Origin of the sequence: Streptomyces marianii (assembly GCF_005795905.1) — a bacterium.
Lineage (GTDB): Bacteria > Actinomycetota > Actinomycetes > Streptomycetales > Streptomycetaceae > Streptomyces > Streptomyces marianii.
Map to the genome: position 1 here is coordinate 3,268,903 of NZ_VAWE01000001.1, position 25,475 is coordinate 3,294,377.

17 protein-coding genes and 1 riboswitch are annotated in these 25,475 nt (G+C 73.6%); of the genes, 6 read left to right on the forward strand and 11 right to left on the reverse strand.

Annotated elements, in window-relative coordinates; translation table 11 throughout:
- Positions 1-150: 150 nt before the first annotated feature.
- Positions 151-2,229 (reverse strand): cell division protein PerM, encoded by a 2,079-nt coding sequence (locus FEF34_RS14575; protein ID WP_234042404.1) that lies wholly within the window; start codon positions 2,227-2,229, stop codon positions 151-153.
- 116 nt (positions 2,230-2,345) lie between these two features.
- Between FEF34_RS14575 and FEF34_RS14580 the strand changes: the two genes are divergently transcribed.
- Entirely contained in the window at positions 2,346-3,932 is a 1,587-nt protein-coding gene (locus tag FEF34_RS14580; RefSeq protein WP_138053585.1) for a helix-turn-helix domain-containing protein, read from the forward strand.
- A 113-nt stretch (positions 3,933-4,045) separates the two neighbouring features.
- Here the strand turns inward: FEF34_RS14580 and sucD are convergent, their stop codons facing one another.
- The 8 genes from sucD to FEF34_RS14620 form a co-directional block, all read right to left on the reverse strand.
- Positions 4,046-4,930: a succinate--CoA ligase subunit alpha gene (sucD, locus tag FEF34_RS14585; protein ID WP_138053586.1), complete on the reverse strand. Its 885-nt coding sequence runs from the start codon at positions 4,928-4,930 to the stop codon at positions 4,046-4,048.
- A 20-nt stretch (positions 4,931-4,950) separates the two neighbouring features.
- The gene (gene sucC, locus FEF34_RS14590) at positions 4,951-6,126 is read right to left on the reverse strand and encodes an ADP-forming succinate--CoA ligase subunit beta (protein ID WP_138053587.1); all 1,176 of its coding nucleotides are present in this window, start codon (positions 6,124-6,126) and stop codon (positions 4,951-4,953) included.
- A gap of 470 nt (positions 6,127-6,596) precedes the next feature.
- Positions 6,597-7,562, reverse strand: a complete 966-nt coding sequence (locus tag FEF34_RS14595) for a hypothetical protein (protein WP_138053588.1) — start codon at positions 7,560-7,562, stop codon at positions 6,597-6,599.
- An 88-nt stretch (positions 7,563-7,650) separates the two neighbouring features.
- A complete protein-coding gene (locus FEF34_RS14600; protein WP_138053589.1) occupies positions 7,651-8,517 on the reverse strand; it encodes a hypothetical protein in 867 nt (288 codons plus the stop codon).
- 212 nt (positions 8,518-8,729) lie between these two features.
- The gene (locus FEF34_RS14605) at positions 8,730-9,920 is read right to left on the reverse strand and encodes a VWA domain-containing protein (protein WP_138053590.1); all 1,191 of its coding nucleotides are present in this window, start codon (positions 9,918-9,920) and stop codon (positions 8,730-8,732) included.
- On the reverse strand, positions 9,917-12,304 hold the full coding sequence (locus FEF34_RS14610; protein WP_138053591.1) for a DUF5682 family protein: 2,388 nt from the start codon (positions 12,302-12,304) through the stop codon (positions 9,917-9,919). Before FEF34_RS14610 ends, FEF34_RS14605 begins: the two co-directional genes overlap by 4 nt.
- On the reverse strand, positions 12,301-13,413 hold the full coding sequence (locus FEF34_RS14615) for an ATP-binding protein (RefSeq protein ID WP_138053592.1): 1,113 nt from the start codon (positions 13,411-13,413) through the stop codon (positions 12,301-12,303). Before FEF34_RS14615 ends, FEF34_RS14610 begins: the two co-directional genes overlap by 4 nt.
- A 110-nt stretch (positions 13,414-13,523) precedes the next feature.
- Positions 13,524-13,946, reverse strand: coding sequence for an MmpS family transport accessory protein (locus FEF34_RS14620; RefSeq protein ID WP_138053593.1), 423 nt, complete (start codon positions 13,944-13,946; stop codon positions 13,524-13,526).
- 130 nt (positions 13,947-14,076) lie between these two features.
- Here FEF34_RS14620 and FEF34_RS14625 point away from each other — a divergent pair, with 130 nt between their 5' ends.
- On the forward strand, positions 14,077-15,426 hold the full coding sequence (locus FEF34_RS14625) for an SWIM zinc finger family protein (protein WP_171052956.1): 1,350 nt from the start codon (positions 14,077-14,079) through the stop codon (positions 15,424-15,426).
- 19 nt (positions 15,427-15,445) lie between these two features.
- Complete coding sequence (locus FEF34_RS14630; protein ID WP_138053594.1) at positions 15,446-17,059, forward strand: DUF5691 domain-containing protein; 1,614 nt, start codon at positions 15,446-15,448, stop codon at positions 17,057-17,059.
- Between the two features lie 381 nt (positions 17,060-17,440).
- Here the strand turns inward: FEF34_RS14630 and FEF34_RS14635 are convergent, their stop codons facing one another.
- A complete protein-coding gene (locus FEF34_RS14635) occupies positions 17,441-17,848 on the reverse strand; it encodes a cobalamin B12-binding domain-containing protein (protein WP_138057490.1) in 408 nt (135 codons plus the stop codon).
- A gap of 409 nt (positions 17,849-18,257) precedes the next feature.
- Here FEF34_RS14635 and FEF34_RS14640 point away from each other — a divergent pair, with 409 nt between their 5' ends.
- The gene (locus FEF34_RS14640; RefSeq protein WP_138053595.1) at positions 18,258-19,190 is read left to right on the forward strand and encodes an esterase/lipase family protein; all 933 of its coding nucleotides are present in this window, start codon (positions 18,258-18,260) and stop codon (positions 19,188-19,190) included.
- Positions 19,191-19,404: 214 nt separating this feature from the next.
- Positions 19,405-21,051, forward strand: a complete 1,647-nt coding sequence (locus FEF34_RS14645; RefSeq protein WP_138053596.1) for a M23 family metallopeptidase — start codon at positions 19,405-19,407, stop codon at positions 21,049-21,051.
- Positions 21,052-21,422: 371 nt separating this feature from the next.
- On the opposite strand, the gene pcrA is transcribed toward FEF34_RS14645, so the two are convergent.
- Entirely contained in the window at positions 21,423-23,888 is a 2,466-nt protein-coding gene (gene pcrA / locus FEF34_RS14650; protein WP_138053597.1) for a DNA helicase PcrA, read from the reverse strand.
- Positions 23,889-24,098: 210 nt separating this feature from the next.
- A riboswitch (cyclic di-AMP (ydaO/yuaA leader) is annotated at positions 24,099-24,264 on the forward strand.
- Between pcrA and FEF34_RS14655 the strand changes: the two genes are divergently transcribed.
- Positions 24,263-25,435 (forward strand): C40 family peptidase, encoded by a 1,173-nt coding sequence (locus FEF34_RS14655; RefSeq protein WP_171052957.1) that lies wholly within the window; start codon positions 24,263-24,265, stop codon positions 25,433-25,435. It overlaps the preceding riboswitch by 2 nt.
- Positions 25,436-25,475: the final 40 nt, after the last annotated feature.

Sequence of the window (25,475 nt, forward strand, 5' to 3'; positions counted from 1 at the left end):
GGAAAGACCCAGCCAGCCGCCGGGAACCCGTCACGTGGCGGCGGCACCCTCCGGCAACCCCGGCTCGGCAGACGGATCCGACGGCACCGAACCATCGCCCCCCCGCCTCCCACCACCACCGGAAAGACCCAGCCGACCGCCGGGGACCCGTCACGTGGCGGCGGCACCCTCCGGCAACCCCGGCTCGGCAGACGGATCCGACGGCACCGAACCATCGCCCCCCCGCCTCCCACCACCACCGGAAAGACCCGGCCAGCTGCCGAGTCCGCTACCGCCGACGGGACCCTCGGGACCGGGTGCGGGCGGACCTCCGGCTCCGGGCCCGCCGTCGGGGGCGGGTACGGCTCCGACGGACCCGCCCGCACCGGGGCTCAGGGCGGGCGCGCCCGGCACCGGCCCGGGGTCAGGAGCCGGCGGCCCCGGTGTGGAACCGCGTGCGACCGGCGAGGATGCGCCGGTGGATGCGGCCGGCGAGGAACCGGGAGACGACGGCCCCGGCGCGCGGGCGGCGGGTGCGGGGCCTGGCATCGCGAGCACGGGCGGCAGTTCGTCCCAGACGCCGCCGTTGATCCCGGGGCCTCCGACGGACATCGCGGGCCAGGCAAGCGGGCCCGTCCGGGCACCCGGAGGCACCTTCGTCGGTGGTCCGGCCTCGTCCGCCGCGCCGCCCGCCGCGCCGGACGGGCCCGTCCCCCCGGTCGAGGCATCGGCTCCGGGCAGGGCGCCGCCCGCCCCGGCAGCTTCGGGCGCGGACGGCTCGTCGGACATCCGTGGCGCCGCGGACGTCGGCGAGGCCGGCCCGGCCGAGGACCCCGGCGCGCCGGGGGACGGGAACGGGAACGCCGCCATCAGACCGCCCGACGCCTGTTTGATGGCCTCCCAGCGAGGGACCCTCAGCCGGCGGTCGGCGTCGCGGAAGCGCCAGGCGCGGAGGGCCAGGGCGACGGGCACACCCACGGCGGCCGTCCAGAGGAACGCGGCCGGGCCCGCGAGCCACCAGACGGGGCCGAAGGAGGCCAGGGCACCCCTGCCGAGCGCCCCGCCGGCAGCCGCCGACAGGCCGGCCATGAGAGCCCCGCACACGGCCGCCGCCAGCACCGCGGTGAGCGCGGTCTCGCCGCGGCTCACCGGCGCCCGCCCGGCGGCTGCGCCGGTGCCGGCGTCTGGGCTGCTGCCGCCGGTGACGGGCGCGCCCGCGCCCCGGGCCTCCGCCTCCGGGGACTCGGCCGTCGGCACCGTGCACCAGGCCACCGTCAGCCCCGCCGCGACCGGCACCACCGTCGCGGCCAGGCCCAGCGGCATGCCCGCCCTGTCGAGCGGTACCGCGGCGAGCAGCGGAAAGGGCGGCAGCGCGGGCGTACCCGCGAGCCCCAGCGGCGTCGCCGCCGCGCCGGTACCGAGCACGAAACCCGGGCCCAGTCCGTAGGCAGCCGCCCAGACCGCGGCGTTCGGCATCAGCGCCAGCACGAGCAGCAGCAGCGCGAATCTGCCCTGCCAGTCGTGGGCGAGCCGCACGAACGCCTCCTGTGCCGCACCCGCGTGCACCACCAGCGAGGCGCCGACGACCAGCGCTCCGCCGCCGACCAGCACCACGACCGTGCGGCCCGCGGCCCGGAACGCCACGATCACCCACGAGCGGGCCAGCGCGATCCGCGCGGTTTCCGGGACCCAGCGGGGCAGCGGCCCGGGCGGACACCCGTACGCCGTCCACACGCCGGCCGCAGCCGTGAGCACGACCAGCGCGGGTACGTGCAGCAGCGCGCTGAGCGGTTCCGCGGCGAGTTCACCACCCCGGGAGTAGAGCACCGCGCCGACCGCCACCACCAGATATCCGCTGCTCACGCCGAGGACCGCCGTGGCCGCGGACGGCTGCCGCCCGCGCTCCGCCGCCTCGACGGCATCGCGGGCGGCCCGGTACACCAGGAACACCGGCAGTGCCGTGAGCAGCAGCGGGACGAGGCCCACCGGGGCCGGCACCTCGGAGAGCGTCTCGGATCTCATCAGCTCGGTCCCGTGGGCGAGGAGCCACATGCCGGCGGCGGCGTGGAGCGCTCCGCCTGGTCCGCTGTCCGGGTACGGGGAGCTGATCCACATCACCGTCACCAGCGCGGCGAGTGCGCCGAGCCCGAGTCCCGCTGCGATCGCCCCGCGCATCAGGGGCATCGCGTGCGCGGACCGGCCGCCCTGCACGGCCACGCGCGTGGGGCCGCGATCGGTCGTCTGGGTCACGCGGCCATGCTGCCAACGACACGCGCTTTATTCGCGTAACAGGAGATTGCTCGTTGTGTCGCTAAAAATACGCTTATGTACTTTTCGGCCCAGTACGCCCTCCCGGAGAGGTCCTCATGACGAAGAGCACCTCGGACAGCACCGAAGCGGCCGCACCTCCGTTGCCCCCGCCCAAGGAACGCCGCAGGCTGCGCGAGGGCAAGGCACTGTCCGAGGAGCAGCTCGCGGAGGCCCTGGGCGTCACCGGAGCGACGATCAGGTCCTGGGAGACGGGCCGCAGCGACCCTCGCGGCCGCAAGCGCGAGGCGTACGCCAGACTGCTCGCCGCCTACGAGGCCGAGCTCTCGGCACTCGGGTCCGCGCCCGGGGACGAGGGAGGGGCCCGGCCGGCCGACGGGGCGGATCGGAGAGACGAGGCGAACCGGAGAGACGAGGCGGACCGGAGGGACGGGCAGCGGTCCGGAAGCCCTTCGTCCGCACCGAATCACCGGCCCGGTGAAGGCCCGCCCACCGGACGGACGGAACCGTCCGGGAACGCCCCTGCCGGGCCGGACGCCCGCGGCACCACCTCCGGGGACGCCACCGCCGCAAGCCCCGCCACCCGCACCTCCGGCGATCCCGCCGCCGAGCACCTGGCCGGGGTCCCCGCCACCGGGCCCCGGAAGGCGCCCGCCGTCCGGCCCGGGGACACACCCCCTCCCCTCGAACCCCCGCGCCCCTATCCCGCGACGACCCCGCCCCGGGCCCCGGTCGAGCGCACCGAAGCCCCGGCGGCGGCCCGGCACGCGACCGCCGCCGGACCGGCGGGCGCGACGGAGGCCGCGGCCGGCGGCCATCCCGCAGAACCCTGCGAGCGGCCGCCCGCCCGGGACGGGGCCGCGCCGCTCACCGCTGAGCAGGCGTTCGACGAGCTGTACGCCCGCGCCGCCCCCGGTCTCGTCCGCCAGACGCTGCTGCTCACCGGTCGGCAGTCGCTCTCGCGGGAAGCCGTCGAACGTGCCTTCCACCTGGCGTGGCAGCGCTGGCCCGAGGTCGCCGTGGACCGGGACCCCGCGGGCTGGGTGCGGGCGGCGGCGTACGAGTACGCCATGTCGCCCTGGCACCGCCTACGCCGCGCCCACCGCCGCCACGACCCGGTCTCGTCGGCCCGCCCCGCCTCGGTCGCATACCCCGGCGGGCGCACGCTCCGCGAGGCGGTGCTCGGGCTGCCGCCGTCGTACCGCCGCGCGCTGCTCCTGTACGACGGTCTGGGCCTCGACCTCCCCGAGACGGCCGCCGAGACCGAGGCGAGCACGCCCGCCGCCGCGAACCGGCTGCTGCACGCCCGCGCGGCGGTCGCCGAGCAGATCCCCGAGCTGGCCGAACCCGAGGCGCTCCAGCACGAGCTGGGCGATCTCGTGGCGAACCTCTCCACGCCCCGGATCGCCTCGGCCCGCGACGTGCGCGGCGGCAGCGAGCGCCGTGCCGAACTCTGGACGCGCGCCGCGATCGGACTGACCGTCCTGATCCTCGGTGCCGCCGCCGTGACCACGGCCGTCACCGAGGACCACTACGAGCCGCCGCAGGCGCCCGGCGAGCGGGTCGGCGGGGTGCCTCCGCGGAGCGGTCCGGAGCCGTGGTCGAAGGAGGACTACCGCCTCCGCGTCCAGCTCCACTCCCACCCCGGCGCCGGGCCGGCGCGCCTCGTCCCCCTGGCCCGCTGATCCCCGCCGCACGTGCCCCGGAACGCCGACCGGGCCCGCACCCCGGAAGTCCGGGGTGCGGGCCCGATCGCATGCTCATCCGCAGCGGCGGCCGTCGTGGCCGCGACAGGGGATCAGCCGAGCAGGATCTCCCGCGCCAGCTCGGCGGTCTCGGTCGGCGTCTTGCCGACCTTCACGCCGGCGGCCTCCAGGGCCTCCTTCTTGGCCTGTGCGGTGCCGGAGGAGCCGGAGACGATCGCGCCGGCGTGGCCCATGGTCTTGCCCTCGGGCGCGGTGAAGCCGGCGACGTAACCGACCACCGGCTTGGTGACGTTGGCCTTGATGAAGTCGGCCGCACGCTCCTCGGCGTCCCCGCCGATCTCGCCGATCATCACGATCAGGTCGGTGTCCGGGTCCGCCTCGAAGGCGGCCAGGGCGTCGATGTGGGTGGTGCCGATGACCGGGTCGCCGCCGATGCCGACGCAGGAGCTGAAACCGATGTCGCGCAGCTCGTACATCATCTGGTAGGTCAGCGTGCCGGACTTGGACACGAGACCGATGCGGCCGGGCTTGGTGATGTCGGCCGGGATGATGCCGGCGTTCGACTGGCCGGGAGTGATCAGACCGGGGCAGTTCGGGCCGATGATCCGGGTCTTGTTGCCCTTGGCACCGGCGTACGCCCAGAACTGCGCGGTGTCGTGGACCGCGACGCCCTCGGTGATCACGACGGCGAGACCGATCTCGGCGTCGATCGCCTCGATGACCGCGTCCTTGGTGAACTTCTCCGGCACGAAGATGACGGTGACGTCGGCGCCGGTCTTCTCGACGGCCTCCTCGACCGATCCGAAGACCGGGATCTCGGAGCCGTCGAAGTCGACGGTCGTGCCCGCCTTGCGCGGGTTCACGCCACCGACGACGTTCGTGCCGGAGGCCAGCATGCGCCTGGTGTGCTTCTGGCCCTCGGAGCCGGTCATGCCCTGGACGATGACCTTGGATTCCTTGGTGAGGAAGATAGCCATGGTGTGGTGTCCCTCGTCCCTTACTTCGCAGCCAGCTCGGCGGCCTTGTCGGCCGCGCCGTCCATGGTGTCCACGCGCTCGACGAGCGGGTGGTTGCGGTCCGCGAGGATCTGGCGACCCAGCTCCGCGTTGTTGCCGTCGAGGCGCACGACCAGCGGCTTCGTCACGGCCTCGCCCTTGGCCTCGAGGAGCTCCAGGGCCTGCACGATGCCGTTGGCGACCGCGTCGCACGCGGTGATGCCGCCGAAGACGTTGACGAAGACGGACTTGACGTCCGGGTCGCCGAGGATGATCTCCAGGCCGTTCGCCATGACCTCGGCGGAGGCACCGCCGCCGATGTCGAGGAAGTTGGCGGGCTTGACGCCGTTGTGCTTCTCACCGGCGTACGCGACGACGTCCAGGGTCGACATGACCAGACCCGCGCCGTTGCCGATGATGCCGACCTCGCCGTCGAGCTTGACGTAGTTGAGGCCCTTGGCCTTGGCAGCGGCCTCGAGCGGGTTGGCCGATGCCTTGTCCTCGAGCTCGGCGTGCGAGGGCTGGCGGAACTCGGCGTTGGCGTCCAGCGACACCTTGCCGTCCAGGGCCAGGACCCGGCCGTCGGCGACCTTGGCGAGCGGGTTGACCTCGACGAGGAGCGCGTCCTCGGCGACGAAGGTCTTCCACAGGGTCACCAGGATCTCGGCGATCTGCTCGGCGACCTCGGCCGGGAACTTCGCGGCCTCGACGATCTCGCGGGCCTTCTCGGCGGTGACGCCCTCGTTGGCGTCGACCGGGACCTTGGCGAGCTTCTCGGGGGTCGTCGCGGCGACCTCCTCGATGTCCATGCCGCCCGCGACCGAGGCCATGGCGAGGAAGGTGCGGTTGGTGCGGTCGAGGAGGTAGGAGACGTAGTACTCCTCGGCGATCTCGGGAGCCGTCTCGGCGATCATCACCTTGTGGACCGTGTGGCCCTTGATGTCCATGCCGAGGATGTCCGTCGCACGGGCGACGGCCTCGTCCGGCGTGGCGGCCAGCTTGACGCCGCCGGCCTTGCCTCGACCGCCGACCTTCACCTGCGCCTTGACGACCGAACGGCCGCCCAGTCGCTCGGTCGCCTCGCGCGCCGCCTCAGGCGTGTCGATGACTTCACCGGCCAGCACCGGTACACCGTGCTTGGCGAAGAGGTCCCTCGCCTGGTACTCGAACAGGTCCACGCGCGTCCGTCCCTTTGCTTCTAATCGTCGCAGTAGTGATCCGCGGTTCGTTGTCTGCGTGGGCGTGCCGCGAAGGGCAACGTGACTGCGCAGTCACTAGGGAGGCGTACACGGTGTCCGGGCACGCGGCATGTCCGCCTCGCAGGTTATCCCCGTGGGCCGTGGGTCCCTAAATCGCAGATCACAACCGAGCGGTGATACCGGTCACAGATCGCGCGCACCGCGGAACCCCCGGTCACGGGACGGCCACGGGCCGGGCACGGTCCGGCACCGAGCGCTCACGACCCCCGCGGAGCGCACGGGCACGGTGCTCGAGGACGCCCACGGGCGCGGCAGGCCGGGCCCGTCCCGCACGCCCCGCCGCCCGTCCCCGCGTCCGCACCCGGACACGGGGACGGGCGGCCCCCACCCCAATGGAGACCGCCCGCCGAAGCACGTGACCCGCCGGTCACCGGTGTGCGTTTCGCCGTTCAGAAGCCCTGCGTCGCGTAGCGGCCGAGGGAGTCGGCGTAGCCCGGGGTGATCGTGTCCGCCGCGCCCTGCACACCGGCGGCGGCGTTGCCGACGGCCGGGGAAGCGGCGACCGTGCCGTACACGTCCTGCGTGAACGGCCGCACCCCGGACGCCACGCCGCCGGCGAACGGCGTCACGTCGCCCACGACACCGTGGGCGAGGTCGCCGGCGCTGCCGCCGACCCCGTGGGTGACCGGCTGGACGTGGTCCACGACGGTCTCGACGAGCGGCTGAACGGATCCGACGACGCCCCCGGCGAAGGGCTGGACCTCGCCGGCGACGTTGCCCGCGAAGGGCTGGACCCCGGAGAGCACGCCGCCGGCGAAGGGCTCGACATCGGCGACGACGCCGGCGGCCAGACCGCCGGCGTCTCCGACCGCCTGGCCGGCCACCGGGAGCACACCGTCGGCCGCGCGGCCGGCGATGGGGGGCAGGACGTCCTGCGCCGCCTCCTCGGCGACGGGGGTGGCGTGGGCGACCGCGCCTCGGGCGTGGCCCTGGACGGTGGCCGGGGCCCGGTCCACCAGTTCCGGCGCGAAGGAGGACAGCGGGCCGAAGAGGTAGTCGATCTCGTCGCCGGCTTCGGCCACCTCGCTCTCGGCGTACTGACGGGCCTGGTCCGCGGTGGTGCGGACCGAGGCCTGGGCGCCCTCCCGCACGGCGCCCTCCGCCTGTCCGGCGGTGGCGGTGGTGGTGGCGGCGGTGGCGGTGGCGGTGGCCGCCGCGGCCTTGCCCTTGCCTGCGGCTGCGGCTGGTGCCTCGGTGACCTCGGCGGCCGTGTCCTCGACGGAGTCTGCGGCCTTGTCGGCGGTGGAGAGGGAGAGCGAGGGGAGTTCGTCGGCGGACGCGGTGGCGGTGCCGACGGCCCACATGCCCGCGGCGCCGGCGGCGACGGCTATGGAGCGGCGGATGTTCTTGTTCATGATCGGGAGAGTCCTTCGAGTTCCGAGGGATAGGGCAGACCTGCTCCGCCCCCGCGCGGCAGGTCAAGGGCAGGGGGAACGGCCTGCCCTATCCGGGGAACTCGGGAATCCCGTGCCGGCGGTCGGGCACACCGGAAGCGGCCTCGGACTGCCCGGAACCGGGCAGGAGCGCGGACGCCGGTGCGTCCTGGAACCAGGCTGCGGGCTGGTCACCGGGGCGGGGCGGGTGGCTGTCGCCGGCGGTCTGCAGCACGGCGGCGCCGTGCGGTGCGGCCGGGGAACGGCCCGGGTACCGCGGGAACGGGCCATCGCCGGGGCCGCCGGCCAGGATCGGCGAGCGGTCGTCGCGGGTGGCGCCGGTGAGTGCACGGGCGTCGTGGAGGGGACCGAACTGCTGGAGGCCCTCGGGACCCGAGCAGCGCGCGGTGGCGGCGGACCGCTCGCTTCCGGGCGTTTCCACCAGGGCGGCGCCGGGCCGGGGACCGGCCGGGAATCCGGTCTGCGGGCCGTACTGCGCACCGCCTCCGGTCAGGTCGAGTCCGGGGAGGGGCCGGGAGCCCTCGCCGGGCAATCCGGGCGCCGGGGCGGACAACGGCCGTGCGGCCGCGCCTTCCACGACCTCGCCGACCACGTCGCCGACGGGCTCCGCCGCCTCGGTGACCGCATCGTCGACGGTCTCCGCGACGGGGCGGACGACCTGCTCCACCACGGGCTCGGCGACCGGCCGCACCACATCGCGCGCGGTGCGCTCGGTGACCGGACGCAGCGTCCCGTCCACCGCTTCCCCGGCAACCGACCGGGCGGCGTCGTTCAGTTGGCGCACCGGACCGCCGGAGCCTGCCGACGGCACCCCTGCGGGCACCCCGGGCCGCTCCGCCGAGTGAGCCTGGCCACCGAGGACGAACCCCAGCACCACGAGCCCGCCCAGAAAGAGCAACGCCTTTGCGGCGCGCACCGCATGACGCCCGGCCGCGCGGCGCGCAAGGCGCCCGGCGGCAGGGGTCTCAGCAGCGGTGGCAGTCGAAATGGGGCGAGCCCTCCCAGTCGCGGAACATGCCCCTCCGGGGCAACGGTGACGATGCTCGCACGAGGCTCCCGGGGTGACGCAAGTCCCTTGTTACCGATGAGTCGCCTTGTCCGGTATGCACGGTGACCTGGTGTCCGCTGTCATATGCCGGCCGGCACCGGCAGCGGCCGCTTCTCGATCGCGGCCGCCATGACCTCGGGGAAGAGGTCGGGCGTGCACGCGAACGCCGGGGCACCCAGGGCCGCCAGAGCCGCCGCGTGGTCATGGTCGTACGCGGGTGCTCCCTCGTCGGAGAGGGCGAGCAGGGCGACGAACTGCACCCCCGACGCCTTCATCGACGCCACTCGCTTCAGCATCTCGTCTCGGATACCGCCCTCGTAGAGATCGCTGATCAGCACGACGACGGTGTCGGCGGGGCGGGTTATCCGCGACTGGCAGTACGCCAGCGCGCGGTTGATGTCCGTACCGCCGCCGAGCCGGGTGCCGAACAGGACGTCCACCGGATCGTCCAGCTGGTCCGTCAGGTCGACGACCGCGGTGTCGAAGACGACGAGCCGGGTCGCGATCGACCGCATCGAGGCCAGCACCGCGCCGAAGACCGCGGCGTGGACGACGGACGCCGCCATCGACCCGGACTGGTCGATGCACAGGACGACGTCCTTCTTCAGCGACCTCGAGACACGGCCGTGACCGATGAGCCGCTCGGGCACCACCGTGCCGTGCTCTGGCAGATAGTTCGCGAGGTTCGCCCGGATCGTGCGGTCCCAGTCGATGTCCCGGTACCGCGGCCGGCTGGTGCGCGCACTGCGGTCGAGCGCGCCCGTGAGGGTCGCCCTGGTGCACGTCGCCAGCCGCTTCTCCAGGTCCTCGACTACCTTCCGGACGACCATGCGGGCGGTCTCCTTGGTCGTCTCCGGCATCGCCTTGTCGAGCGAGAGGAGCGTGCCGACGAGGTGGACGTCCGCCTCGACGGCCTCCAGCATCTCCGGCTCCAGCAGCAGCGTGGACAGTCCGAGCCGGTCGATGGCGTCCCGTTGCATGACCTGGACCACGGAGTTCGGAAAGTACGTACGGATGTCTCCGAGCCAGCGTGCGACGGAAGGCGCGGAGCCCTCCAGTCCGGCCGAACGCCTGTCGGCGCGCCGCTCCTTGCCGTCGCCGACTCCGTAGAGCGCGGACAGCGCACCGTCCATGGCAGCGTCCGTGCCCGTCAGGGCGCGGCCCGTGCCGTCCGCCGGTCCCCCGCCGAGCACCAGCCGCCAGCGCCGCAGCCTCTCGTCGGACGCCCTCCCCGCCACCGCGGAGTCCGCCGTCGCGTCCGTCGCGCTCATACCCGCTCCCCCTCCAGAATCAGCCGCAGCACGGGCAGCACCGCGTCGGCGCGCCGCTCGTCGGCACCGGCCCCGAACCCCGGCACCCCGGTTTCCGTGCGCACCGGACCCCCGGCGGTCCGCCCCCGCCGCGCCAGCTCGCCGAGAGTGCGGCGCACACCCGGCTCGTAGGCCGAGAACGTGCGGCGCAGCAGCGGGAGAACGTCCGTGAAGGCGTCGGCCGGGACCGACGTCAGCCAGGCGTCGACGAGACCGAGGAGGCGCTCGTCGTGGACGAGGAGCATCCCGCCCCCCGACGCACCACCGACGAAGCCCTCGATCCAGGCGGCCGCTTCGGTGGGCGCGGTACCCCGCGACAGGGCGAGACCCATCAGCCGTGCCGCCTCCCCTTCGGCGAGACGGCCGTCGTCCAGCAGCAGCCGGGCCGCACGCCCCCGTATCAGCCCGGGCACGGTGTCCCGCAGGACGAGCCCGCGCAGCACGTCCACCCACCGGCCGCCCAGCTCCCGGGACTGCGGAAGCAGTCCGATCGCGGAGTGCACCGCGTCGAGTCGGCCGCGCATCCCGGCTGCGGCGTCGGCGTCGAGTCCGGTGCACGCGGGCGGCAGCACGACGCAGATGCGCTCGGCGAGTCCGGCTGCCACCCCGCCGAGTGCGGCGGTGTCCGTCGCACGCACGTCCCCGTACCGCAGCGAGCGGGCGAGCGCCGGCAGGGCGTCCGCGAGACGGCCCACGTCCGCGTCGAGCGCGGCCCGGTCCGCGAGTGCCCTCATCACCACCGGCAGCGCGTCGGGGAGTTCGGCGAGAAGGCAGCGCTCGGCGAGGGACGTGACCTCGGCCAGTGCCGTCGTCGAGACCGCCTCCGACTCGGCCTTGGCGGTGGCCGCGGAGAGCACCGTGGTGCCCCAGACGCCCGCCTCCGCGACCCTGACATGCAGTTCGGGTTCCCAGCGCAGCCGCCAGGTCTCGCGAAAGGTGCCGGTCGAACCGCGGCCCGCCTCCGGGCGTCCCCAACCCACGCCGAGGAGCCGCAGCCGGTGCAGCAGCCGGCTGCGCGCCGCGTCGTTGTCCTTGCGGAGATCGAGCTCCAGCTCCCGCTCGGCCGGTTCCGGTCTGAGCCGCAGACCGCGCTGGAGGCGGGCCAGGTCGCGCTGCAGCGGCACCGCGGGCGCGGTGTCCGGGACCTCGCCGAGGACGTCCCCGACGACCAGCCTGTCCCGGACCAGCGCCAGGGGCACGTCCGAGCCGTCGCACATCACGGCCCGGACCGCGTCGGTCGTCTCGCCCAGTCCCGCCAGCGGACGGTCGCGCACGGCCGCGAGCGTCCCGGCGAGCCGGACCGCCTCGATGACATGGGCGGAGGACACCATCCGGCCCTCCTCCCTGAGCAGCCCGGCCACCTTGGTCATCCAGCGCTCGACAGGCCGGTCCGGGGCGCCGAAGAGATGGGCGTACCAGCCGGGCGATTCGACGCCCGCGCCGTACCCTCCCCCGGAGCCTCGCCCGGGGGGTGCCCCCAGGCGGGCGAGCCTGCGGTGGGTCCAGGGCACCCAGGTCGTCTCGGTCCTGACCTTCGGCAGGCCCTTCAGGAGGGCGCGGTCCGCGGTGGCGGTCGACCGGGCCGTCAGCGCCGGCACGTGCCAGGCACCGCAGACGACGGCCACCTCGTCCCCGAACTCCTTGCGCGCCGCCCGCAACCGGATCCGCATATGGGCCTCACGGAGGAGGTCGCGGGGGTGCCCCCCGTGTCCGTACCGCTCACGGAGGGCGGCCATGGCCTCGCCGATGGCGGCGAACGGCGCGAGAACGCCGTCCGGCGGACCCGCGCGGCCCCTCGGGTCCGGCTCACCGCGGTGCTCGACGACGTCCTCCCACCAGCGCTCCGGGTCGTCGTACCCGGCGGCTTCGGCGAGCGCTCCGATCGGGTCGACGCGGAGGGTCGGCTCCTCGCCGGCCACGACGTCCTCCTCGTCGCCCCACGAGGGGTCGGCGGCCGCGGCCAGGGAGTACGCGGCGGGCAGGTCGATGAACCGCACGGTCGCGTCGTGCGCCAGCGCCCAGCGGATAGCCACCCACTCCGGGGAGAACTCGGCGAACGGCCAGAACGCGGCGCGTCCCGGATCGTCCACGGCGTGGGCGAGGAGGGCCACGGGCGGCACCATGGCCTCGTCGGCGGCGAGCGGCAGCAACGCGTCTCCTTCCGGAGGTCCTTCGATCAGCACGGCTCGCGGCTCCGCCGCGTCCAGCGCGGCCAGCACCGCCCTGGCGGACCCCGGGCCGTGGTGCCGCACGCCGAGCACCATCGGCCCCGCGCCGGGCCGCACCCGGTCCGGTCGGCGGGAGTCCGCGGCCGCCCGGGGCGGGTGCGCCGTCGGCGTCGTCATGCGCTCACCTCTCGGCATGCCCGGTAGAAGTCCTTCCAGCCGTCCCGCTCGCGGACGACCGTCTCCAGGTACTCCTGCCAGACCGTCCGGTCCGCTGCCGGGTCGCGGACGACGGCCCCGAGTATCCCGGCGGCCACGTCACCGGGCCGCAGCACGCCGTCGCCGAAGTGTGCGGCCAGGGCCAGCCCGTTGGTGACGACGGAGATCGCCTCCGCGGTGGAGAGCGTCCCCGAGGGGGACTTGAGCTTGGTGCGCCCGTCCGCCGTGACGCCCTCCCGAAGTTCGCGGAAGACCGTGACGACCCGGCGGATCTCGTCGACTCCCTCGGGCGCCGCCGGCAGATCCAGCGAACGACCCATCTGGTCCACGCGCCGGGACACGATGTCGACCTCCGCCTCGGCGGTGGCGGGCAGCGGCAGGACCACGGTGTTGAACCGACGGCGCAGCGCGCTCGACAGGTCGTTGACGCCGCGGTCGCGGTCGTTGGCGGTGGCGACGAGGTTGAACCCGCGAACCGCCTGCACCTCCTCCCCCAGCTCCGGGATCGGAAGGGTCTTCTCCGACAGGATCGTGATGAGAGTGTCCTGCACGTCCGCGGGGATGCGGGTGAGCTCCTCGACCCGCGCGGTCATGCCGTCGGCCATCGCCCGCATCACCGGGCTGGGCACGAGGGCGTCGCGGCTCGGGCCGTGGGCGAGCAGCCGGGCGTAGTTCCACCCGTACCGGACCGCTTCCTCCGGCGTGCCGGCCGTGCCCTGCACCAGCAGCGTGGAGTCCCCGCTCACCGCCGCGGCCAGGTGCTCGGACACCCAGGTCTTGGCCGTGCCGGGCACACCGAGGAGGAGCAGCGCCCGGTCGGTGGCGAGCGTCGCGACGGCGACCTCGACGATCCGGCGCGGGCCCACGTACTTCGGGGTGATCACCGTGCCGTCGGACAGCGTGCCGCCGAGCAGATAGGTGGCCACGGCCCACGGCGAGAGCCGCCAGCGGGCCGGACGCGGCCGGTCGTCCGCCGCGGTCAGTGCCGCGAGCTCGTCGGCGAACGCGGCCTCGGCGTGCGGGCGCAGGGCCGAGGCGCCGGACGCCTCGGCGGTTTCGGGCACGGTCATGGATCCCCCTCCAGATCGTTCGACCGGGTGTGGGATCCACCGTGCACCACGCCACTGACATCGGCCCGTTTCCGCAGGCGGAGGCCGAAGTCAGCGGCTTGTGAGCGGTGTTACCGGGCGATCGGCGAGACCGCGACACAGCCGCCGGCGGTCGCGATCCCCTCGCCCTTCGACTCCTCGATGACCTCGCCCTTGTACGTGATGGAGCAGGTGACCTCCGCGCCCGCGGCGTCCACCGCGACCGGCATGACGGCGGGCGGCATGACGCCCTTCAGCGTCACGGTCTTCCTCCACGGAAGCTCGGGCTTCCGAACGGTCTCGATCTCGGGCTCCATCGCCGTGCCACCGTCGGCGTGGTAGTCGATCGAGTCGACGGCCTTGCCCGTGACCTCGTACGTGACCTCGTACGTCTCGCTCACCGCCTTGTCGACCTGGTCGACGGCCTTTTCCGCGGCCCCGGAACAGGCGGTGAGGCCGACGGCGAGGCCGGCTGCGGCGAGTGCGGACACGGCGGTACGGACGCTTCTGTTCATGCGGATCCCCCTGGATCGTCGGCTGGCGATTCGCAGCGAATCGCAAGGAGACGGCAAGGTCAAGTCGGCGTCGACGCCGTGAATCACCAGGTCAGGGCGACTGTCAGTGCCACCCCCTAGCGTCGTCCCCATGAATCAGCAGGGGGTGCGCTGGACGGCGGAACAGGTGCTGGCCCTGGCTCCTGACGCCGCATCACGCAAGGCCGGCGGCGAACTCGGCGCGGCCGCACCGTGGTCCGGCACGGGCAGCAGCGGCACCGGTGCCGTCTGGGGTCTGTGCAAGGGCAGCGGCGGCAAGCCGTACCAGACGGTCGTGGACACGACCGGCCCGGCGTACAAGTGCAGCTGCCCGAGCCGTAAGTTCCCGTGCAAGCACGCGCTGGGGCTGCTGCTGCTCTGGGCCGGCGGCGCGAAAGCCGTCGGGGACGTCGAGGTGCCGGGCTGGGCCGGTGAGTGGCTCACGGACCGCCGCAGGCGGGCGGCGGCGGAGGAGGAGCGCGGTGCCGCGGAGGACCGGCCCGCGAGGGCGGCCGACCCGGAGGCCGCCAGACGCAGGGCGGAGCGCAGGGCTGCCCGGATCACCGCCGGCGCGACGGAGCTGGAGCAGCGGCTCGCGGACCTGCTGCGGGGCGGGCTGGCCTCCGCGGAGCGGCCCGGGTACGGCCTGTGGGAGGAGACCGCCGCACGCATGGTCGACGCCCAGGCCCCCGGACTGGCCGCGCGAGTGAGGGAATTGGGTGCCATACCCGGATCCGGTCGGGGTTGGCCGGTGCGGTTGCTGGAGGAGGCCGCGCTGGTACACCTCCTCGACCGCGCATGGCTCGAGATGGACCGGCTTCCGGAGCCGCTCGCCGCCACCGTGCGCGCCCGGGTCGGCCTGACCGCGCCCGCGGAGGGCCCGGCGGTCCGGGACGGCTGGCTGGTCCTCGCGCAGTACGACTCCGCGGACGCCAGACTGACCACCCGCCGGGTCTGGCTGCACGGCCGGGAGACGGGACGCACGGCCCTGCTCCTCTCCTTCGGCGCGGCCGGGCGGGCACCGCAGCTCGCCCTGCCCCCGGGGCTCGTGATCGACGCCGAGATCGTGCCGCACGGAGGCGCGGGACAGCTGCGGGCCGAACTGCGCGAGCGGTTCGGTACCCCGGTGCCCCTCAAGGCACCACCACCGGGCGGCTCCGCGGCGGACGCACTCGCCGCGTACGGGCAGGCGCTGCGCGACGACCCCTGGCTGGACTCGTGGCCGGTCACTCTGGAGGACGTCGTGCCGGTGCCCTCGGACGACGGCTGGCAACTGGCCGACGCCGGAGGGCCGCAGGCACTGCCGCTCACACCGGCAGCACGTTCCCGGCCCGGGTTGTGGAGGCTCGTCGCGCTCTCCGGTGGCGGCCCGGTCACGGTCTTCGGCGAGTGCGGCCACCGCGGCTTCGCACCGCTGGCCGCCTGGTCCGGCGACAGCCCCGAGACGGTCACCCTCACCTGAAACGCCCCCGGAGGCCCCGATGTCCAGCATCCGCACGAACGCCTGGGACGAACTCGTCACCTCCGCGCTGCTCGGCACCGACCGGCGCAGCCCGCCGGCCGACGTCCTGGCGCCCGGCCGCGAGGCGCCCGTCGCGCTGCTCGACGCCGCCGCGGTGCACACGGTACGACGGCGAGCCGGACTGCGGCCCGCTGCGGCCCGGCCCCGGCCGGAGCCCGCGCCGCCGGACGACCGGCGGGAGCTGCCCGAACCGGCCCGCCGGCGGCTGGCCGTACTGCTCGCGGACCGGGCCGCCCCCGCGGGCTCCGGAGGGCGGCGGGGGGCCGCGCCGGATCTGACGGAGCTCCTGCCGCAGTGGCTCGCCGCCGCCAACGAGCGCGGCTACCGCGCCCCGGCGTCCGCGTTGCCCGCGCTGCTGGACGCCGCCCGCGCCCGCACCGATCTACGGGCCCCGGCGCTGCGCTTCGCCGGCCCGCGCGGTACCTGGCTCGCCGGCCTCAACCCCGAGTGGAAGTTCGCCCTCCGCGGCACGGCCGCCGGCACCGCCCCGCCGGCGCCGGGGGACGGCCGGGCCGTCCGCCGGCTGTGGGAGGAGGGCCTGTTCGCGGAACGGGTCTCGTTGCTCGGGTCGCTGCGCGCCCACGACCCGGCAGCCGCGGTGGCACTGCTGGCGGAGACCTGGCCCACCGAGCGCGCGGAGGACCGGCTGCTGTTCCTGGATTCGCTGCGCACCGGACTTTCCGGCGCGGACGAGCCCTTCCTGGACCTGGCCCTGTCCGACCGCAGCCGCAACGTCCGGGCGACGGCCGCCGAGCTGCTGTCCGCTCTGCCGGGTTCCGCGCTCGCCGGGCGGATGGCGGCGCGCGCGGCGTGCTGCGTCGGCCTGGACCGCACGGCGGCCGTCGCGGCGATCGCCGTCGAGGCCCCGCACGAGTGCGACGCCGGGATGGAGCGTGACGGGGTCGTCCCGACCGCCCCCTCCGGACGCGGCGAACGGTCCTGGTGGCTCGGGCAGCTGGTGGAGGGGGCCCCGCTCGCCACCTGGCCGGAGCGGCTGGGCGGGCGGACGCCGGAGGAGATCGTCGCGCTGCCGGTCGCCGACGGCTGGGGCGACGAGCTGCACGCCGCCTGGTGCCGGGCCGCTGTGCGGCAACATGACGCGCAGTGGGCCCGGGCACTGCTGGGAGCACCCTCCCAGCCGCCCGCGACCGGCCCCGGGACGTCCTCGCTCGGCGAGCGGGCCAAGCTTCTCGCGACGCTCCGGGCGGAGGAGCGAGCCGGGTGGGTCGCCGGGTTCATCTCCGCGCACGGACTGTCCGAGGCGTTCCAGCTGCTCGGTGTCTGCGCGGTGCCGTGGGCGGAGCCGCTCGGCCGCGCCGTCGTCGACGCGCTGGACATCGCACGGGACGCGGGGAGCTACCCGTGGAGCTTCAGCGGCGTCATGGGCCTCGCCGAGCGCTGCCTCGATCCGGTCGAGGCGGGCCGGCTGGAACTCCTCACCGCCATCCCCGACGAGCCCGAAGGTGCGTCACCGGGGGCCGGCAGCTACTGGTCCGAAGCCTTCCGGCGACTGGTCTCGACGCTCAGGCTCCGCGCGGAGATGCACGCCGAGCTCTCGGCGCAGCCGCGCTGATCGCGGGGGGCGCGGTCGCGCTTCGCCCGCGGCGCCCGGGCGCCGTCCTTCCGGGAAGGGGCGCCGCGACCGCCGCCTCCCCGTGGGCGGTACCCGGGGCCTCGTTCCACGCGCGGCGGCCACGCGCCGCGCTTCCGTGGGCGCACCTCCGTACCGGGCGAGGCACCCGGCCCCTCGCCGAAGTGGTCCAGCGCGGACGACGGCCGGCCCAGGGCGGCGGCGGGCTTCCGCTGCCCCACGGCCGGAACCGACCGACACTCGTCACGGCGGAAGGCCAAGGGCACGGCCACGTCGCCGCCCCCAGGTGCGGAGGAGCATCCGCCGGACCGAAGGGCAGCGGAAGGGCCGGCCCCGCGGAAGCCGCCGTCCCGCCGTGCGCGCCTACGCCGCCTGGCGGACGTTGGCGTTGACCCAGTCGACGATCGACGCCGTGGTCGCTCCCGGAGTGAAGATCTCCGCGACGCCCTTCTCCTTGAGCGGAGGGATGTCCGCCTCGGGGATGATCCCGCCGCCGAAGACCTTGATGTCCTCCGCGTCCCGTTCCCTGAGCAGTTCGAGCACCTTCGCGAAGAGCGTGTTGTGCGCGCCGGAGAGGATGGAGAGGCCGATCGCGTCGGCGTCCTCCTGGATCGCGGTGTCGACGATCTGCTCGGGGGTCTGGTGCAGCCCGGTGTAGATGACCTCCATACCGGCGTCCCGCAGGGCTCGTGCGATCACCTTCGCGCCGCGATCGTGGCCGTCGAGACCCGGCTTGGCCACCACCACGCGGATCGGACCGGTCACACCCATCACTGCCTCCACATACCGACTGTGCCGCCATGGGCACGGTGCCCTCATTGGCACCCAGCCGCGCCGATCGACGCGCTGTGTGCCGTCCTGACACGGATCCCGTGCCGCGCCCGTGCCGACGCGGGCCCGGGAGGTGAACGAACGTTATCTACAGATCTACAGCATCCCGCAAGCAGTCGTTTCGCGGTGGACGGCGAGGGGGAAATCACACATGGGACATATTCGCTACGCGCCGTACCCGCCGGAGGACCTCGGGCCGCGGTCGGGACGCCGCGAGGGAGCCGCTGTTCGGTGGCCGTGATCACCGTGCCGCCAGCCGCGCGGCCCGGCGGTCGGCGCCGTGGGCAGCCCCATGAGGGCACACGGGGGACGGAGCCGCGATCCCGTGCGCCAGTCGGGAGGTCGGGCCATGGGGTTCCTGCCGCTCTTGCCGATGAGGATGTCGGTCACCCTGCTGCGCGCCACGGCCCTGGAGCTGGCCATCCTCACCGCGCGCGTGATCGTTTACCCCTCGGGCCTGTTTCCGGAGCGTCGCTCCCCCGGACCCGCCGCGGGACCACCGCACCCCGACGGACCATCGCACCTCGGCACAACCCCGCACCCCGATGGGCCAACGCTCCCCGACTCCCCTGACGCCGGGACACCCGACGACCCATCGGACCTCCCGGGCTCCCCCGCACTTCCGGCGCTCCCCGCGCAGTCGTCCCCGTATCCGCCGGCCGTGCTGCTCCACGGCTTCGTGGACAACCGGTCCGTGTTCGTCCTGCTGCGGCGGTGCCTGGTACGCCAGGGCGGGCGCCATGTGGAGTCGCTCAACTACTCACCGCTGACATGCGACATCCGGACCGCCGCCGAGCTGCTGGGCCGCCATGTCGAGGAGATCTGCGCACGCACCGGCCGGCAACGGGTCGACATCGTCGGCCACAGCCTCGGCGGCCTCATCGCGCGGTACTACGTCCAGCGGCTCGGCGGCGACCGGCGGGTCCGGACGCTCGTCACCCTCGGCACGCCCCACGCGGGCACGCGCGTCGCCCCGCTCGCCAGCGCGCACCCCATCGTGCGCCAGATGCGCCCGGACTCCGCCGTGATCGAGGAACTGCAGGCGCCCGCGCCTGGCTGCCGGACCAGGTTCGTCAGCTTCTGGAGTGATCTGGACCAGATCATGGTGCCGCTGGAGACCGCACGGCTGGAGCATCCGGACCTGATCGTGCGGAATGTCCACGTGAGCGGCATCGGTCATCTGGCGCTCCCGGTCCATCCGGCGGTCGCGGCGGGCATCCGCGAGGCACTCGATGCGCCCGAAACGGAATCCGAGTCGCCCGGCGCCGTTTCCGTGGCGTGAAGTCGAACAACGATCGAACGTAAGGCCAAAGCTCTGCCCGCACTCCGCCGAAACACGGCCGAATGCCCGTTTCCCGCTTCCCCAAAACCTTCCGAAGATTGTCGACGTCGCATACCGCCGGGTACAGTCGCGCCACTGCGTTGCCTCTGGGACCCCCTTCCGTTCGGGGCGGCCCCCAGACCCTGGTCCTGCTGCCGAGGCGAGAGAGAAGTTGGTGAACGACCAGCACCCCCACGCCGGGTACGACGCGTACGCCACCGGCAGCTTCGACACCGACCCGCTCTTCGGCGCCATGCCGGGCGGTTACGAGGACGGTCACCTCACCCACGGCGGTCAGTACGACAGCGGTCAGTACGACGCGACGCAGTGGTCCTCCGGCTCCCCCGCGGGCCACGAGGTCTACGGCGACCCCCAGCATGCGTACGGGCAGCAGTACGACGCAACGCATTTCGACGGCGCGCAGTACGACGCCACCGGCCAGTGGGACGCCAACGCCTGGAACGAGGCGGGGCAGTTCACGGCGACGCAGTTCGAGAGCGCGACGCAGACCTACGACACGGGCGGCCAGTGGGCCACGGCCGGCTACGGCGCGGCGACGTCGTACGAGACCGGCGCCTACGATGCCACCGCGTGGAACTCGGCCGGCGCTGACGCCACCGCCGTTCACCCGCAGTACGGCGACCACACCGGGCAGCTGTCCGGAACCGGGCACTCCGAGTACCCGGCATACGGGGAGCAGCACGACCCAGCCGGGACCTTCGCCCACGAACAGCTCACCCCCGCAGCAGAGTTCGGCACCTCTCACGAGACGCAGCCCGGCACCGCGTCCGGCTACGAAACCGAAACCGGGCACGATACCGAGCCCGGCTTCGGCGGCGAGGCCGCGACCGACTCCGCGGCGGAGCACTCCGACCACTCCGATCACTCGGAACATTCTGGATACGAGCCGGAGCGGCCGACCGCATCGGACGCGTACGACGGGGAGCCGGAGTCCGGCCACGGCCACGGCCACGGCCACGAAGCCGAACTGATCGCCGACGCGGCCACCGTCGCGGCACCCGCCGTCACCCTCCCCTCCGCCGCCTCGGCCCGCCCGGTGCGCAGGGCCGGCGGCGCCCGCGGCCGCCGCCGCACCCCCGCCAAGCGTTCAGCACTCCTCACCGTGGCCGTTCCTTCCGTCTGCGTGATGGGGGTCGCCGGTGTCGCGGCGGCCTCGGTCGGCGGACTCACCGACGGCGAGCAGCAGAAGGACGACAACACCGCGGTCACGGCCGCCGATCCGTCGTCCGTGAAGCCGGTCGCCGCGAACAACGCCCTCGACACCCAGCTCGCCGCGCTCAACGCCGACGTCCGCGACTTCGGCGACCGCGCGAGCCGGACCCAGGAACGCATCGACCTCAAGGCGCGGCAGGAGGCGGAACGCAAGAAGCGCGAGGAGGAAGCCGCCCTCCGCGAGCGGCTGCGCCCCAAGTTCGCCCTCCCCGTCGCCCAGCACGGCCTCAGCGCCTACTACGGCCAGGCCGGTGTCAACTGGATGTCCATGCACACCGGAATCGACTTCCCCGTCTCGTACGGGACGCCGGTGATGGCCGCGACCGACGGCACCGTGCGGACGCAGTGGAACAGCGCGTACGGAAACATGGCCATCGTCACCGCCGCCGACGGCACGGAGACCTGGTACTGCCATCTGAGCAGCACCAAGATCCGCTCCGGCAAGGTCAAGGCCGGTGAAGTCATCGCCTATTCGGGTAACTCGGGCAACTCGACCGGTCCGCATCTGCACTTCGAGGTACGGCCCGGCGGAGGGTCCGCGATCGACCCGCTGTCGTGGCTGCGCAGCCACGGCCTCAGCCCGACCTGATCCGGCGGACGCCCGTGCGTACGACCCGGCCCGAACCACCCGGCCCGTGGTGCGCTTTCTGCGACCGCACCTGAGTCCTCGGCCCGCGCCCGCACCGGCACACCGCCGGCCCCGCGCGAGCCGTCGGCCACGCCCGCAGACCTCAGGGCCTGCCGAGCCCGCCGGTTCACTCCGTGCCCCGGGCCGCCCGCACCCGTCGGGTCGCCCCGACGCCGCCCATCCCACCTGCGCACGTTGCGGTGGGCCACGGTGCACCGGCCCCCTCAGGCGCTCCGCAGGCGAACGCCGCAGAGCCCCACGACACCCCGCGGCACCCCGCGGCACCCCGTGCTCTCCGCGGATCCTCCGGATTCCGACCGGTTCTCAGCCCGTCAGAGCTTCTCCACCGGCGCGTACCGCAGCAGCAGCCGCTTCGGCTTGGTGTCGCCGAAGTCGATCGTCGCCTGGGCGTCAGCGCCCGAGCCCGTCACCGCCATCACGGTCCCCAGTCCGAACTGGTCGTGGGTGACGCGGTCCCCGACGGCCAGGGCGATCACGGGCTTGTCCGTCGTCCGCCGCGTGGCGAAGCCCGAGGGGCCGGAGCGGGACCGGGACGACGAGAGCGCCGAGGCGATGCCGGACGTCGGCCCCGCAGGCGCCGCCATCGGGCCCGTCCGCTTCCACTGCAGATGCGCGTCCGGGATCTCCTCGAGGAAGCGCGAGGGCGGGTTGTAGGCGGGCTGGCCCCAGGCGCTGCGCATCGAGGAACGCGTCAGGTAGAGGCGCTCACGGGCACGGGTGATCCCCACATACGCCAGACGGCGTTCCTCCTCCAGCTCCTTGGTCTGGCCGAGTGCCCGCATGTGCGGGAAGACGCCGTCCTCCATGCCGGTGAGGAACACGACGGGGAACTCCAGGCCCTTCGCCGTGTGCAGCGTCATCAGCGTGATGACGCCGCTGCCCTCCTCGTCCTCGTCGGGGATCTGGTCGGAGTCGGCGACGAGCGCGACCTGCTCCAGGAACTCGGCGAGCGTACCCGCCCCCTCCTCGGCGCCGCGCTCCTGCTCGAACTCCAGGGCCACCGCCGCGAGTTCCTGGAGGTTCTCGATACGGGTCTCGTCCTGGGGGTCGGTGGAGGCCTGCAGCTCGGCGAGATAGCCGGTCCGCTCCAGCACGGCCTCCAGCACCACCGCGGGGCCCGCGCCCGAGTCGACGATCGTGCGCAGCTCCTCCATGAGCGTGTTGAAGCGCTTCACGGCGTTGGCGGAGCGGGCTGCCATGCCGTACGCCTCGTCGACGCGGCGCAGCGCCTGCGGGAACGTGATCCTCTCCCGCAGGGCGAGCGCGTCGATCATCGCCTCGGCGCGCTCGCCGATGCCGCGCTTCGGGACGTTCAGGATCCGCCGCAGTGGCACGTTGTCCTCGGGGTTGGCGAGGACGCGGAGGTATGCCAGGACGTCCCGGACCTCCTTGCGCTCGTAGAAACGCACACCGCCGACGACCTTGTACGGCAGGCCGACGCGGATGAAGATCTCCTCGAAGACACGGGACTGGGCGTTGGTCCGGTAGAAGACCGCCACGTCGCCGGCCTTGGCTCCGCCCGCGTCCGTCAGCCGGTCGATCTCGTCGGCGACGAACTGGGCCTCGTCGTGCTCGGTGTCCGCGACGTAGCCGGTGATCTGCGCTCCGGCGCCCGCGTTCGTCCACAGGTTCTTGGGACGGCGGCTCTCGTTGCGCTCGATCACGGCGTTGGCCGCGGAGAGGATCGTCTGGGACGAGCGGTAGTTCTGCTCGAGCAGGATCGTGGTCGCGTCCGGGTAGTCCTCCTCGAACTGGAGGATGTTGCGGATCGTGGCACCGCGGAACGCGTAGATCGACTGGTCGGCGTCGCCCACCACGCACAGTTCGGCGGGGCCGAGGTCGTCGTGGCCCGTGCCGACCAGTTCGCGCACGAGTGTGTACTGGGCGTGGTTGGTGTCCTGGTACTCGTCGACCAGGACGTGGCGGAACCGGCGCCGGTAGTGCTCGGCGACGTCCGGGAACGCCTGGAGCAGATGGACCGTCGTCATGATGATGTCGTCGAAGTCCAGCGCGTTGGCCTCGCGCAGGCGGGCCTGGTACATCCGGTACGCCTCGGCCAGCGTCTTCTCGAAGCCTCCGGCCTGGGCGTCACCCCCGCCTGCCTGGTCGGCGAAGGCCTCCTCGTCGATCAGCTCGTTCTTCAGGTTCGAGATCTTGGCGCTGAACGACTTCGGCGGGTACCGCTTCGGGTCGAGGTCCAGATCGCGGCAGACCAGTGCCATCAGCCGCTTGGAGTCGGCGGCGTCGTAGATCGAGAAGGACGACGTGAAGCCGAGCCTCTTGCTCTCGCGGCGCAGTATGCGGACACACGCGCTGTGGAAGGTGGAGACCCACATGGCGCGGGCGCGCGGGCCGACGAGCTGCTCGACGCGCTCCTTCATCTCGCCCGCGGCCTTGTTGGTGAACGTGATGGCCAGTATCTGGCCGGGGTGGACGTCGCGGGTCGCCAGCAGATGGGCGATCCGGTGGGTCAGCACCCGGGTCTTGCCGGAGCCGGCGCCGGCGACGATGAGCAGCGGCGATCCCGTGTGGACGACGGCGGCGCGCTGCTGTTCGTTCAGCCCGTCGAGCAGGGCCGCCGGGTCGATGACGGGCCGCGGGGCACCGTTGCGGTAGTGGACGTCCCCGGACGGGGGCAGGTCGAACCTGCCCTCGAAGAGGTCGTGCGGGACCTCGTCCGCGGGCGGGTGCTCGTCGTCCTCCGGTGGCGGGGGCTCCTCCGGGGCCGCGGTGCGCTGGAGGTCCGCCAGGAAACTGTCGTCAAAGAGGCTGCTCATCGCTCTCCGAGTCTAGGCGGCCCCGCCGACAGCCCGTTGCCGCCTTCGCGGGAATCACCATCGGACACCTCCAGTCATGACACGGACACATAGCGCCAAGGTAACGGAAATGTATCGGGCATATCGACCACTCTCCTTCACAGCAGCACCACACTTTGGCTAGCGTGCTCGCCCAGGCAGCCCGTACCCCCTTCGGCGAACCACGCCGGCCGGGCAGCCGCGCCGAATCCGTGCCCCTCGCAGAGGAGTTCGGAACCGGGGACCCACTCAAGCACAACCGGGGTGAATCGGGCCTGGTTTCACCTGGCCCGTAGGGCAACCTTCCGTTCCGTCCGAACCCGACAGCTAACCCGGTAGGCGTTCCACGGAAGGAGATGCCGGCCTTGGCGTCGCACCGCAAGCCGCGCAGCCGCACACGTACGAACACACCTGCCGTCGGGATCACGACGGCCGCCATAGCGGGGGTCTCGCTCCTCTCGGCACAGAATGCGACAGCCGACCCGAAGCCCAGCATCGAGGAAGTCCAGAAGAAGGTCGACGACCTCTACCGCCAGGCTGGTTCATCGACCCAGGAGTACAACAAGGCGAAGGAGTCCACCGAGCAGCAGCGCCGCAAGGTGGACCGTGCCCTCGACGAGGCCGCCGAGCGCACGGAGGCCCTCAACGAGTCCCGGCGTGCCCTCGGTTCGTACGCGGCCGCCCAGTACCGCACCGGCGCCGTCACCCCGACCGCCGCACTGCTCTTCGCCGACAACCCTCAGTCCTACGCCGACCAGACACAACTGATGGACCGGCTGACCGAGCAGCAGCGCGGAGCCGTCGCCGACCACGAGACCCAGCGGGCCGAGGCTGCGAAGCAACGCGCCCAGGCCACCAGGAGCCTGGAGACGCTCACGGACTCTCAGGATTCGCTGCGCGCCAGGAAGCAGGCCGTCCAGAAGAAGCTCGCCGAGGCGCGGGAGCTGCTGTCGCAGCTGACCGCCGAGGAGCGCGCGCGGCTCGCCGAACTCGAGCGCAAGAAGGAGGAGGAAGCCCGCCGGAAGGCCGAGGCGAGGGCCAAGGCCGAGGCGGAGGCCGAGGCCGAGGCCGAGCGGCAGCTCCAGGAGCGTGAGCAGCGGGAGCGGGAACAGGCGGGCACGGACACCGGCACCGGCACCGGCACCGGGGCGGCTTCCGGAACAACCGGCGGCACGTACGCGGCCAAGGCCGAGAAGGTGCTCTCCTTCGCGCGGGCTCAGATCGGCAAGCCGTACGTCTGGGGCGCGACGGGCCCTAGCTCGTACGACTGCTCCGGGCTCACCCAGGCCGCCTGGCGCGCGGCGGGCGTCGACCTGCCCCGGACCACCTGGGACCAGGTGAAGGCCGGACAGAGTGTGGCGACGGCCGACCTGCTCCCGGGTGACCTGGTCTTCTTCTACGACGACATCAGCCACGTCGGGATCTACATCGGCGACGGCAAGATGATCCACGCCCCCAAGCCGGGCGCGAACGTCCGCGAGGAGTCGATCTACTACATGCCGATCCACAGCAGCATCCGGCCCGCGTAGCGTTCACGCGGGCCGGAGGCCCGTGACCGCCGCACTCGCG